This window comes from Dehalococcoidia bacterium, assembly GCA_028711995.1.
Classification (GTDB): Bacteria; Chloroflexota; Dehalococcoidia; order SZUA-161; family SpSt-899; genus JAQTRE01.
In genome coordinates this window covers 20870-33510 of sequence record JAQTRE010000021.1, presented here as the reverse complement: position 1 = coordinate 33510, position 12641 = coordinate 20870, and the positions used below count along the sequence as shown (strand labels likewise).

15 protein-coding genes are annotated in these 12641 nt (G+C 53.1%); 9 read left to right on the top strand and 6 right to left on the bottom strand.

Annotated features, from left to right (window positions below; all coding sequences use genetic code 11):
• The 4 genes from PHV74_05105 to dtd form a co-directional block, all read left to right on the top strand.
• A partial coding sequence (locus tag PHV74_05105) for an amidohydrolase family protein (GenBank protein ID MDD5093746.1) occupies window positions 1-373 on the top strand: 373 nt, incomplete at its 5' end.
• Between the two features lie 2 nt (window positions 374-375).
• Entirely contained in the window at window positions 376-972 is a 597-nt protein-coding gene (thpR, locus tag PHV74_05100; protein ID MDD5093745.1) for an RNA 2',3'-cyclic phosphodiesterase, read from the top strand.
• Between the two features lie 81 nt (window positions 973-1053).
• A complete protein-coding gene (locus PHV74_05095) occupies window positions 1054-1353 on the top strand; it encodes a zinc ribbon domain-containing protein (GenBank protein MDD5093744.1) in 300 nt (99 codons plus the stop codon).
• Window positions 1353-1817, top strand: coding sequence for a D-aminoacyl-tRNA deacylase (gene dtd, locus PHV74_05090; protein ID MDD5093743.1), 465 nt, complete (start codon window positions 1353-1355; stop codon window positions 1815-1817). The genes PHV74_05095 and dtd overlap by 1 nt, the downstream gene beginning before the upstream one ends.
• Before the next feature lie 181 nt (window positions 1818-1998).
• Here the strand turns inward: dtd and PHV74_05085 are convergent, their stop codons facing one another.
• Window positions 1999-2625, bottom strand: a complete 627-nt coding sequence (locus PHV74_05085) for a J domain-containing protein (GenBank protein MDD5093742.1) — start codon at window positions 2623-2625, stop codon at window positions 1999-2001.
• A 326-nt stretch (window positions 2626-2951) separates the two neighbouring features.
• Between PHV74_05085 and PHV74_05080 the strand changes: the two genes are divergently transcribed.
• Genes PHV74_05080 through PHV74_05070 form a run of 3 tightly spaced genes read left to right on the top strand, consistent with a single transcriptional unit; the run spans window position 2952 to window position 5328 of the window.
• Entirely contained in the window at window positions 2952-3371 is a 420-nt protein-coding gene (locus PHV74_05080; GenBank protein MDD5093741.1) for a Fur family transcriptional regulator, read from the top strand.
• 5 nt (window positions 3372-3376) lie between these two features.
• Window positions 3377-3625, top strand: coding sequence for a FeoA family protein (locus tag PHV74_05075; protein MDD5093740.1), 249 nt, complete (start codon window positions 3377-3379; stop codon window positions 3623-3625).
• Entirely contained in the window at window positions 3622-5328 is a 1707-nt protein-coding gene (locus tag PHV74_05070) for a ferrous iron transporter B (GenBank protein ID MDD5093739.1), read from the top strand. Before PHV74_05075 ends, PHV74_05070 begins: the two co-directional genes overlap by 4 nt.
• On the opposite strand, the gene PHV74_05065 is transcribed toward PHV74_05070, so the two are convergent.
• The 5 genes from PHV74_05065 to PHV74_05045 all read right to left on the bottom strand — a co-directional run bounded on the left by PHV74_05065 (window position 5329) and on the right by PHV74_05045 (window position 10973).
• Window positions 5329-5856 (bottom strand): HTH domain-containing protein, encoded by a 528-nt coding sequence (locus PHV74_05065; GenBank protein ID MDD5093738.1) that lies wholly within the window; start codon window positions 5854-5856, stop codon window positions 5329-5331.
• 912 nt (window positions 5857-6768) lie between these two features.
• Window positions 6769-8094 carry a histidinol dehydrogenase gene (gene hisD / locus PHV74_05060; GenBank protein ID MDD5093737.1) on the bottom strand — a complete coding sequence of 442 codons (1326 nt, stop codon included), beginning with the start codon at window positions 8092-8094 and terminating at the stop codon, window positions 6769-6771.
• Between the two features lie 39 nt (window positions 8095-8133).
• The gene (locus PHV74_05055) at window positions 8134-10059 is read right to left on the bottom strand and encodes an NADH-ubiquinone oxidoreductase-F iron-sulfur binding region domain-containing protein (GenBank protein ID MDD5093736.1); all 1926 of its coding nucleotides are present in this window, start codon (window positions 10057-10059) and stop codon (window positions 8134-8136) included.
• Window positions 10056-10607 (bottom strand): NAD(P)H-dependent oxidoreductase subunit E, encoded by a 552-nt coding sequence (locus PHV74_05050; protein MDD5093735.1) that lies wholly within the window; start codon window positions 10605-10607, stop codon window positions 10056-10058. The genes PHV74_05055 and PHV74_05050 overlap by 4 nt, the downstream gene beginning before the upstream one ends.
• 105 nt (window positions 10608-10712) lie before the next feature.
• Window positions 10713-10973: a hypothetical protein gene (locus PHV74_05045; protein ID MDD5093734.1), complete on the bottom strand. Its 261-nt coding sequence runs from the start codon at window positions 10971-10973 to the stop codon at window positions 10713-10715.
• Between the two features lie 276 nt (window positions 10974-11249).
• On the opposite strand from PHV74_05045, the gene PHV74_05040 reads away from it, so the two are divergent.
• Together PHV74_05040 and PHV74_05035 are read left to right on the top strand one after the other, a co-directional pair.
• On the top strand, window positions 11250-11882 hold the full coding sequence (locus PHV74_05040; GenBank protein MDD5093733.1) for an HAD family hydrolase: 633 nt from the start codon (window positions 11250-11252) through the stop codon (window positions 11880-11882).
• Window positions 11883-11942: 60 nt separating this feature from the next.
• On the top strand, window positions 11943-12641 hold the full coding sequence (locus tag PHV74_05035; GenBank protein ID MDD5093732.1) for a hypothetical protein: 699 nt from the start codon (window positions 11943-11945) through the stop codon (window positions 12639-12641).

Below are 12641 nucleotides of genomic sequence, written 5' to 3'. Positions count from 1 at the left end.
AGTGGGACATCCTTATGCTGGAAAAGGCAATGTTCTGCCAGGCATGCTCTATCAGTTCATCACCAGCTTCCCCGATGCACCGATTGTGTGCGCCCACTGGGGCGGCGGGTTGCCATTCTATGCCTTAATGCCCGAGGTTTCACAGGCACTGAAACACGTCTGGTTCGATACGGCAGCCTCGCCGTTCCTCTACAAGTACGATATCTTCCCTCACGTTGCCGCTATCATTGGAGCAGATAAGATACTTTTCGGCAGCGACTATCCGCTCATCGCCCAGAAGCGAATCATCAATGACCTGCAAAAGGTGGAAATCCCGAATAAAAGCAGAGATAAAATCCTGGGCGAAAACGCTCAAACCATCCTAGGAATTTGAAAATGGAACAAATCCGAGCCTTTATTGCCCTCGAGCTTCCGAAAGAAGTGAAGGCCGTTCTGTCCAGACTGCTCTCCCAACTCAGGGCAGGTCAAGAGAGAGCCGTCAAGTGGGTCGATCCCGATGGGATTCATCTGACATTGAAGTTCCTGGGTAACATCCCAGGAGAGAAAGTCTCCGCGATAGCGGAGGCCATGAAAGAGACCGCCTCAGAAGTCCAGCCCTACACACTGGCACTGCAGGAATTAGGCGCATTCCCCAATCTGCGATCGCCCCGGGTGGTGTGGATCGGGGTGGGGGGTGAAGTTTCCAGGATCGCAACCATACAAAAACAGATCGACCAAGCCCTGGCTCATCTGGGTTTTGCCCCCGAGACAAAAGAATTCTCACCACACCTTACTCTGGGTCGGGTTCGGGACCAGGCAACATCAAGAGAGCGGAGCGATCTGGGAAGGTTGCTCGATGCGACCAAAACCAAGGAGCAGATCGCTTTCGAGGTGGACCGCATCCATCTGATGAAGAGCACTCTCACTCCGGGCGGACCCATCTATAATTGCCTGGCCTCAATTTCTCTTGACAGAGAGAGACGGAAGTGCTAAATTTGAATTAGCACTCTCTGTCGGGGAGTGCTAATAGTGTAAATCACTAAACCATCAAGTAGCTTAGGAGGTAAACCCTCAATGCCCATCTATGAGTACAAGTGTACATCCTGCAGTTTCGGCTTTGAAGAAAGGCAAGGCTTTGATGCCGAGCCGATCTGTGTTTGTCCCAAGTGCCAGAACGAGGCCAGGCGTCTCTTTACACCGGCTCCCATCATCTTCAAAGGCAAAGGTTTCTATGTAACGGACTACCCCAGTGCGTCTGCCAACGGCGCCAGAAGCAAGTCGGAGGAAGCACCAGTAACTGAATCCAAAAAAGAAACCTCGGCCAAGTCAGAGCCTGAAGCCAAGGCAGCAACATCAGCAAGCGCAGATAAGTAATGAGGGCGCTTCTCCAGCGAGTCTCCCAGGCTTCAGTGAGTGTCGAGGGGAAGACCGTGGGTCGGATCGGGCCGGGACTGGTGGTACTTGTGGGAGTGGAATCGGAAGACACTGAAGACGAAGCCCAGTACCTCACCGACAAAATTACCACCCTCCGCATCTTCAATGACGCCGAAGGGAAGTTCAACCTCTCAGTGCAGGATACCGGAGGCGAGATTCTGGTGGTTAGCCAGTTCACCCTCTGCGCCGATACCCGAAAAGGTCGCCGTCCCAGTTTTACCGATGCCGCCCCCCCGGATAAGGCCGAACCGCTTCTCCGGACCTTCGTCGAGCTTCTCCGTTCCGCCGGAATCAAGGTGGAGACCGGTCAGTTCCAGGCTCACATGCTGGTGGAAATCCACAACGATGGCCCGGTGACCATTCCCCTCGATAGCCAGAACCGGCTCAGACCCCGCAGGGGCTGATCTTGCCCTTTTTGACGATTTCATCCCTTCCCCTTACACTCTGGTCATGGCAGTACGCCTGCAGATATGAAGGAACCGGACGAGATATCTTCTTCGCTACGCTCTGCCCAGCCCATAGAAATGCCAGCGAGATTTGTACGCATTGATCATCTGAGGAAACATAAAACGAGCCTTATTACGCCTAGAAACGCAACGTCCTGAGTTTAACCTTCACCTCTGCTTGCATTCTGTCAAGTTTGACGGTAATCACACCAGCATAGTTTTGATTCCATTCATAACCTATACCTTCAATATCCACCCTCATGACCGAACTGGATCCACCAGATCCCAAGGCTGTAGTTCTGATCACCTTTAGCCACGGCTTCGATGAGGCCAAACAGACATTTGTGAAGGGGCCGTTCGAACTCTCAACGAAAAACGCCCCATGTTCTGGAACATTGACCAAAGCATTGTTCAGATTTATGTGCTTCGGATAGACCTCGTATCTGGGATGGCCGTGAGCCGGAATATCTGATGCGGAGCATGGACGGGGTGCTTGACGTGATGACTGATTTTCAGGCGTCTGGGCTTCCATGATTCTATCATATTGCTGCCGTTTGTTCGGGTCGGATAGAATCTCGTATGCTGCGTTGACCTTTTTCAGGTCCTCCTCCGCTCTAGCGCGGAATTTGTCCGGCATACTGGCAAGGCGATCTGGATGCAGTATGACGGCCTTGTAACGATAGGCTTCCTTTATTTGAACCGAAGTTGCATCCAGCTTGATGCCGAGTATTTGATAAAGGTTATCATCAACCATCATTTCCTTCATCCCATACTTTCAATGGATTTCTCCTGCTGATGGATTCCCACCCTCCGGACATGCTGAGAGAACAGCCTCTACTGCAACTTGCCAGTGAAGGTTATCATCCCAAAATCCCAGGGCGGTTCAGGTATTACCTTGGTGAGCCTCATCACCTGTTCTATCTGCTAGTGTATCAAGGCACCGCGATATCCAAAAGCTGGTTGACCCCCAGAGCCACATAGGGGTGCTACTCAAAGAAGTATCCGCGTATTGAAGTCCCGATTGCTCTGTGTTATTATTGATAATAGGAATCATTTGCATTATTGCTTTTCAGGAAACAGGTTGATTTGAAGATGAATGGCAACCAACTTCCCGGACAGAGAATGACCTCGCAGAGAAAGCTCCTGTTCGATATCATCTGCCAGGCCGAAGGCCATCTGGATGCCGATGAGCTTCATCAGCGGGCCAGGGAGTCGGGATTGCGCATCAGTCTCTCCACCGTCTATCGAAACCTTCAGCTTTTCAAAAAGTCAGGGTTGGTCACAGAAAGGCATTTCGCCGAAGATCACCATTATTACGAGACCAAGAACTCCTCGGGACACTCCCACCTGGTCTGCCACAATTGCGGCATGGTGTTCGAAGTGAAAACCCTGGCCACCGAAGAGCTGCGGTTGGCAGTGGAAAAAGAAGCCTGCTTCCAGATTTCGGATATCGAGATAAATGTGCGCGGCTATTGCCGGGAATGCCAGGGCAAACGGCCGAATGAGGAATAAAGACCATGTTGCGGAAAACACAGATGACGCTCACTCAGATGAATACAAAAGAGAAAGGCACGGTGGTGGAAATAAACGGGGGAGGCGGCATGGCCCGCCGTCTGGAAGCGATGGGCATCAGACCCGGGCAGCTCATAACCAAAATGAGCGCTATGCCGATGCGCGGCCCAGTGACCATCAAGGTCAATGGCTCCCGGCTTGCCATTGGTTTTGGCATGGCGGATAAGATATGGGTCGAACTGGATAATTCGTGAAGATACTCCTTGTAGGGAACCCCAATGTCGGCAAACAGGCTCTCTTCTCCCGCCTGGCGGAAGTGAAAGCCACCACCTCAGATTACCCCGGCACAGCGGTAGCAATTCCCACCAGCCACATGAAGCTGGGAGACCAGAAAGTCGAGATCATCGACGTCCCCGGCAGTTACACCCTGGATCCAACCTCCAAAGAAGAAGCGGTTGCCGCTCGGATAATCAAAGATGGCGATCTCATCATCAACGTGGTGAACGCCACCAATCTGGAGCGCAATCTTTTTCTGACGCTGCAACTCCTGGAGACAGGAATCCCTATGATCGTAGCCCTGAACATGTGGGATGACACCAAACATCGAGGGTTGCATATCGATTACCAGAAGCTGGAAGACCTTCTGGGTGTGCCGGTGACCCCCACAGTGGCCGTAACCGGAGAGGGGATAAAAGAACTGGTCAGCCGCATCCCGCAAGCCAAAGCTCTCCGAACTCCCACCCAAACAAAGGACCAACAATGGGCAACGGTAGGCGGAATCGTCGGGCAGGTGCAAACGGTCACCCACCGGCATCACACGTGGCTGGAACACCTGGGGGATAACTCCATCAAGCCTTTCCCGGGGATTCCGATAGCGCTCACGGTGCTTCTCTGCTCTTTCATCATCATTCGTTTTATCGGCGAAGGCCTGATCGGATTTGTGTTCGACCCATTTTTCGATAACCTCTGGGCCCCGCTGATGACCCGGCTGAGCGACGCACTGGGATCGGAGGGATTTTTGCACGATGTCCTTGTCGGCAGGCTGATCGAAGGAGAAGTCAACTTCAAGGATTCGCTCGGCATGCTGACAACCGGCCTTTACATCCCTTTCGGGGTGGTTCTGCCCTACGTCTTTGCCTTCTATCTGATACTGGGAGTCCTGGAAGACGTGGGATATCTGCCCCGCGTGGCCGTTTTGCTCGATAATCTGATGCACCGAATCGGCGTTCACGGATATGCCATCATTCCCACCCTCCTGGGACTGGGGTGCCACGTTCCGGCGATTCTGGCAACGCGAGTCCTGGAGAGCGAACGAGAGCGATTCATCGTGGCGACCCTCATCTCCATCGGTATTCCCTGCGCCGCTCTTCAGGCGATGATCATCGGAACGGTGGGAGACTACGGCCTGCAATACGTCGCCATAACCTATGGCGTGCTGCTTCTGGTCTGGATTGTGCTGGGCCTCATCCTGAAACTAACGATCAAAGGTTTCACGCCTGAACTTTTGATCGAAATCCCGCCCTACCGGGTGCCCCCGCTGAACGTTGTGGCCTCCAAGCTGCAAGCGCGGATCGTCGATTTCCTCCAGGAAGCCGTCCCGCTGGTGATGGCAGGCATTTTTGTGATAACCGTTCTGGAAGCGCTACATGTATTCCAGTATATTGCCAATGTTGCTGAACCGGTGGTGAGCGGGCTTTTTGGATTGCCCCGGGACGCGTCTGCGCCGCTGATCATCGGCGCCTTGCGCAAAGATATGGCTGTGGGCATGCTGAACGGCCTCGACCTGACTGCAGGCCAACTGGTCATCGGCTGCCTGATGCTCTCCATGATATTCCCCTGCCTGGCTACGTTTGTGGTGATGGGCAGAGAACTAGGAGTCAGGCGGCTTCTCCTGGCAACGGGAATCATGCTGGCGACCTCTATAGTTGTGGGCAGCTTGCTCAATCTGGTTTTGTGATCATCGAGTCTTACTCCTAGCCTTCCGCACCTTCCACGCAGATAACGCATATGTTCCTCGGCTGATCCGTTTGAACCGATCATCCCGGCTCAACTTGGTCAGCAGTGTGGCTGCGGGGTCCTTGCCGAGAAGATCTGTGCCGCGCTTCTTGACCTCTGCGGCAATATCCCTGTAGTGCATCGGCTTCCCCTGCTCCTCCAGAATGCCGAACGCGATATCGGCTGGCGCTATAGCCGGTTCATCCGCCTTGACGCCGGTCAATGCGACCGGCTCATAGATCCCACCCTCGATCTTCAGCAAAGCATCAACGTGCTGAATCGCTTCTTCTAGCTGCTTTCTCAACGACTGCAATTGCCCCAACTTTTTTGAATACTCATCCTGGAGCCTGGAGGCCTCGGCATCGATCCGATTGATCTCTCCTCTCAGCCCTTGACGTTTGGTCAGTAAGGCTGATTTCAGGTCAGTACCGTATGATTTCGGATCAGCATTAGAATCAACAATTTCTTTTGATATTATTTCTTCCTCCACAGTTCCTCCGAATTATAATAATTTCAGTTTCATTGTTCCTATGATAAATCATACAAATAACAGTTACAACATTATGCAAATAATAATTAAAATAGATTAATACGAAAATAGTTGACTGACAGGCATTCAGCGAGTTAACGCTATCATATAACATATAGTGTTAACTCTATATACTAATCGACTTCTTCAGGCAAAACATTGCAGCGTGTTTTAAAGAGTTATCTATTGTCTAATATTGAGACTACATATTCGGATATAGACCAACATATATCAGGCTAAAATGTAGAGTAAAAATGGATACTATTATAGGAGATGTAGTCAATGGTAAACAGGTGATATGTGAGCCATATATGTGAGCTAACTAGTGGAATAGTTAATGGGGAAATTTGCGTAACCTCTGATGAAGTTTTGATCAACCCCCTGACCCCCATTCTTGGGGGAAGAGAGGGGATCGGGGGACACCCCCGATCCCCCGGCAGGGAAGTATCCCTGCACCCTCAACTATGTCCCAAGTTGTACAAGAAGGGGAAAAAGATCGTCACCCGGAGTTTATCTGAGCAGTGAACAGATTATTCGCTTCGCTTAGGATGACACAAGGCGAAGGGCTCGAGATGACGATAAGATGTCTTTCGAGGAAGAGATACCTCCGGAGACAGTATGCAAGAAGAAAGAAACTTGCGATTATGTCATTCCCGACTCCGATCGGGAATCCAGAGGAGCGGAAAGGGTATATCCCGAATCAAGTCCGGGATAACATGACTGAGCCGGATGCATGGCATGCGGCAATCAAAGATCATTTTCGCAAGTTCTGAGTAAAAGCCACCGAAGACGAAGCAACCTCAGGACAAGCAGGATGGGGAATGCCGCGCTAAAGCCTTCCCTTCGGCTTCTGTGAATTCGGGGGGCCGCTTTTTACCCAATCCTTATCCGGGCAGCCTCAGCGTGGGCGGTAAATCCTTCAGCATCAGCAATGGCTGCCGCATGAGACCCAAGTTCCTTGAGCGATTTTTCATCCAGCGCCACCAGATTGATGACCTTGAGAAAATCGATGACATTGAGCGGCGAACTGAAGCGAGCGGTGCCGCTGGTGGGCATCACGTGACTGGGACCGGCAACATAATCGCCGAGAACCTCAGGGGAGCTTTCCCCGATGAAAATGCCGCCGGAGTTTCTGATTCTACCCGCAACGGATTCTGCTTTATCGACCAGCAGACACAGATGTTCCGGGGCGTAGGCGTTAACCAGATCGATCCCTTCATCCAGGCTCTTGACCACTACGATTCCCCCTCGATGCTCCAGCGATTTGCGGGCGATTTCTCTGCGGCTCAGCCCAGCAAGTTGTCGCTCCACTTCTGCGCTGACTTTCTTTGCCATCTCAAACGAGGGGGTAATCATGATCGCCGAGGCCAGTTCGTCATGTTCGGCCTGAGCCAGGAGATCTGCAGCACAGGATGCCGGATTTGCCGAATCATCGGCAAGAACGATGGTCTCTGTCGGACCCTGAAGCCCATCGATGTCCACCGCACCGAACACCTGCTTCTTAGCCAGGGTAACAAAAATATTGCCGGGGCCGCATATTTTATCCACTTTGGGCACGGAAGGGGTTCCGAAAGCCAGCGCAGCGATGGCCGGCGCTCCGCCGATGGCAAACACCCTATCGACTTTTGCCATCTCGGCTGCCACCAGCGTAAGCGGCGGAATCTGCCCATTGGGCTGTGGCGGCGTTGCCAGAATCACTTCATCAACTCCGGCAGCTCGGGCGGGAATGGCGGTCATCAGCACCGTGGAAGGATATGAAGCCGTTCCGCCAGGGGCGTAGCATCCCACCCGTTCCAGAGGCCAAATGACCTGCCCGGCCCCTTTTAGAAACTCGACCCGACCTTTCGGCAAGCTGTTGCGCTGCCGGGTATGGAATTCCAGAACTCTATCTGCCGCTATCTGAAGCGAATTCAACAAGGGCTTGGTCACTTTATCCCTCGCGGCGGCAATCTCTTTCGACGAGACCTCCAGATGGCTCAGCTTTGCACCATCCAGCTTCTCCGTATATTCAAAGAGAGCCACATCACCCCTGCTTCGGACATCCGCTATAATCTGCTTCACCACCTCTTCGGCGGTTAAATCCTTCCCGAAGACCTTTCTGACCCTCTCTTTGACGTTCGGCGGCAACTCTATCGACTCGGCAGGAATGCGCTTGAGCACTGTAGATTTGGCAACCTCAATATCACGAATGATTTTCATGTGTTCCCTCTATGGCGAAATTTTTACTCCTGAACGCCATTAACCCTTCGCTTTCAGCGCCGGAAGCGCTTCCGGCAACTCGCTCAACGGCGAGATTTTAACGATGGCATTGTACTGCGGCGGGCAGGCAGGCACACAAGTGCCACACTTGACACACTTGGCCTGATCAATCACCTTCACCCGCTTCTGCCCCACATAGATGGCCTCCACCGTGCAGGTGCCCACACAAGCATCGCAGGAGCGCTCGCACTTCTCCGGGATGATATAGTACGCCATCAAATCCGGGCAGCGCCGCGCCGGACAGCGCCCTTCTTTAATATGCGCTTCGTATTCCTCTTCGAAATACCGCAGGGTGGTCAGAATCGGATTGGGGGCCGTCTTTCCCAGATTGCACAGAGAGGCCGCCTTCACGTCCCGGGCCAGTTCAGCAAGCACCTTCAGGTCTCCGGCCATGGCCTTGCCCTGCGCGATGCTCTGCAGAATTTCAAGCATCTGCCGGGTGCCTAATCGACACAGGGTGCATTTGCCACATGACTCGTTCTGGGTGAATTCCAGAAAAAACCGGGCCACATCCACCATGCAGTCGTCTTCATCCAGCACAACCATTCCTCCGGAACCCATCATCGCCCCGGCTTCGGTCAGAGAATCGAAATCGATCGGCAGGTCCAAAGTCGATTCCGGAAGGCAGCCGCCGGAAGGCCCGCCGATCTGAACCGCCTTGAACTTTTTACCCTTGGGAATTCCCCCACCAACTTCAAAGATCACCTGCCGCAGAGAGGTGCCCATCGGCACCTCGGTCAGACCGGTGTTCACCACCTTGCCTGCCAGCGCAAACACAGCCGTCCCGCTGGAATGATCGTTAATGCCTAAACTTGAATACCAACCCAGCCCCCGGGAAACGATGCGAGACACCGAGGCCAACGTCTTAACATTGTTAATGATCGTCGGTTTTCCGAACAATCCTTTCGTAGCCGGAAAGGGAGGACGGTGACGCGGCAATCCCGGCTTCCCCTCGATGGAGGCAATCAGCGCCGTCTCTTCTCCGCAGACAAATGCCCCCGATCCCTCAAAAAGGCGAATGGTAAAACTGAAGCCGCTTCCCAGAATATTCTTTCCCAGCAAATTGGAATCCTCTGCCTGCCTGAGCGCATGCCGGACACGCTCCACCGCCAGCGGATATTCGGCGCGAACGTAAATATAGCCCAACCCGGCTCCGATAGCATAGGCAGCGATGATCATGCCCTCGATCACCGAATGCGGATCGCTCTCCAAGATCGCCCGATCCATGAACGCGCCCGGGTCTCCCTCATCCCCATTGCAAATCAGGTATTTAGGAGTCTCTGCGGAGTTTCGGCAGGTTTCCCATTTGACGACCGTGGAAAAGCCCGCCCCGCCCCTTCCCTTCAACCCGGCCTTCCGCACCAGTTCGATCACATCCTGCGGCTTCATTTCAAGGGCTTTGTCCAGCCCCGCATAGCCACCGTTAGCGATATACTGATCCACGTCCTCCGGGTCGATCCGGCCGCAGTTTTCCAGAAGAACCGGTTTTTCGTAGCGGAACCTGGGGAGATCGGTAAGAGAAGGAAGCGCTTCATTGGCTTCCAGAGCACCGAGCATAAACTCCAGCGAGGGGTCATCGCCGAGGATAGAGTCCCTCACCAGAAGACGCGCAATCTCCGGGGTGACATAGCCATAGACAATCGGAGCATAGTCGGAATCCGGTTTGGAGATGACCACCAGAGGTTCGGCATAGCAATGGCCCATGCATCCGACCTCCATCACCGGGATAGACTGGCCCGCTTTTTTGAGTTCCTCCCGGATGGTCTTTAACACTTCAAGTCCCCCGGCTGCCCGACCGCAGGTGGCTGTGCCCACCAGAATCCGTGGCTGCTGGAAAAGCTCTTTCCAGCGCGATTCAGCCAGGGCTTTCCGCTTCTCGAAGGCTAAGGCCGGACCGGAATTCACGCCGAGGCCTCCTTTTCTTTCTGGAGTTTGTACCCCAATAGAAGGCCATCCACGCGAGTCGGGCTCACTTTCCCGTGAACCTCCGTGCTATCGATCACCGTCACCGGAGCCATGGCACAACACCCCACACAGGCAACGGTGTCCAGGTCGAATTCACGATCGGGAGTAGTCTGTTTCTTATCGATGCCCAGCCGCCGTTTCCAGGCATCCAGGATAATGTGCCCGCCACCGATATGGCAAGCCGTTCCCAAGCACACCCGGATGGAATGCTTGCCGGGGGGATTGAGCCGGAACTGATTATAAAAGGTGGCCACGCTGTAAACATCAATCTCAGGAATGCCCAGATATTCCGCGATACCGAGCATCGCCTCAGCAGGCAGATAGCCGATTCGGCTCTGAGCGCCCTGCAAAATAGGAATAAGATCAGACTGCTCCCTGCTGCAATGCTGGCCCAGGGAGTTCAGAAAATCAAAGAGCTTCTGCCGTTCCTCCGGGGTGATATCCGATTGATGGTGAGTCAAGTTTACCTCTGCAAGATATTCTATCACACGTATGCTCAATCATGCCCTGCAGCCTGCCTGATTGTCCTAATTGTACACCATGACACTCGGAAAAGGAGCAAGAATCTCATGCTGAGAGGCGAAACCTCTTCATCAGAGGTTTTCCGAGGAAGTACCAGAATCAGGCCCCGATCGGGTGTAGACTCGATACATCTTCTCGTTTCCCGAGGCAAAGCATACGGTGCATTGTCCGCAGTCGCTCGGGTTCACTTCCTCAATCAGCACCTCAAGACCTAACTCTTCATACATCTCCAGGGTTCTGTCCAGATGCTTGCCTCCGGTAATCGAAGCGTGTTTCCAGCCTTGTTTGAGCAGCTCTTCATTCGGCTTTTCGAACTCTGGCATCTCAGGCATCTCATCCCTCCCGGCCTCTTCAAAAAGAAGGCCATCACGAATATCCGTTATAATTATATTGTCAAGAAACCGGTTGCCGGTCAAGATTCATCTTTTGAGGAAGCTCTAATCAACCCCCAAAACCCCCGGCAGGGAAGCGGCCCTTCACTCTCTGACCTGAGCGCTTGAGAGTACAGCATCCACAAAGCAATCGCAAAACGAAGTAGTCTCCCCAAAATACACACCTGCGTTTATCCGCGCCATTTGCTTGGTATAATATGCATAAGGGGGATCAATTTGGCAAAGAACACACTATCATTCGACCTGACGGGAACGCTGGCGACATTCAGCTTCTGCGATGCCGTCTGGTTCCAGGGAATACCCCGACTTTACGCCGCTAAAAACGGCATGGGGTTCGACGAAGCCAAGGAATACCTTTTGCGAGCCTACGATGAAGTCGGCGATCATGCAGTGGAATGGTACGATATCAAGTACTGGTTTTCCCGATTCGATCTCGGAACCGGCTGGACGGAACTGATCGAAGAGTTCATCCCCAATATTGAGTTCTATCCCGAAACACACGCCATACTGGAGCGATTCAGCCAAACACACGAACTGGTCTTGATCACCAACGCCGCCCGTGAGTTCATGGAAATCGAAACCGCCTCCATCCAAAAATATTTCAGCAGGATAATTTCCAGCGTCTCTGACTTTGGGGAGGTCAAGAAGACACCCGAGTTCTACGCCAGGGTTTGCCAGAGCGTGGGGGAAGATCCCTCAGGATGGATTCATGTGGGCGATCACTGGCAATTCGATTACATGGCCCCCCGAGGGGCCGGCATCACCACCTTCTACCTTGACCGGCAAAAGGAGCAGGCGGGTGACTTCATCATTCACAGCCTTAGTGAACTGGAGTCAAAGCTGTTATAATGAAGCTACGGGTGATCATCGGTCAGGGCCGAAGGCTGATCACCAGACCAAGAGGTCGAGATGGACCCCAATTATCACTATCAAAGCGAAATTGAATACGCCATAAATCACACGCAACTGGTGAGGCCGCCCGGTCAGAGGCTCAACACCTTCGGCACCACCAATGTGCATTACTACTTGCTGACGGAACCAATGGAGAGTGTCAATGAGACCCGAATTCGGGAAGGCCAGGTGATCGCCGAAAAACCCAAGCTGGTAACGCCGCAGTACATTCTGAACACCTTTGAAGGATTCGGAGACCACGCCCGAAGGCAAGCCGAAGAGCTTATCTCCAGTTACGGTTTCGATCCCGATATTCTGGAGTACCGGTATAAGAACGAGATGGGCAATGCATGGACTCTTTCGGAAGATATCAGCCAGGTGATCCTCAAGATCAACGCCAAGGTGGACGATGAAAAGGACACCCTGGCAGCCATCCTCAAAGGCCCCGACGATATCTGGCAGGTATCCCTGATGATGTTCATCACCGATATGACCCGCTCATCGCTGCCCAAGAACATCGCCGAGATGAACAGCCGGGGTCTTTTTGAAAGGCAGTTTGGCATACCCAAATTCGTCAGGGATGAGATCGAAGGGCTGTTCAGAGAGGTTGAGGATAACCGGCGCGGCGTCGACGAATTAGGGTCGAGGCTGCGAAGCTATGGCCTGTTCGAACGCTACCAGGATCGATTCTTTGCACTCCTCAGGAAAAGACGGTAA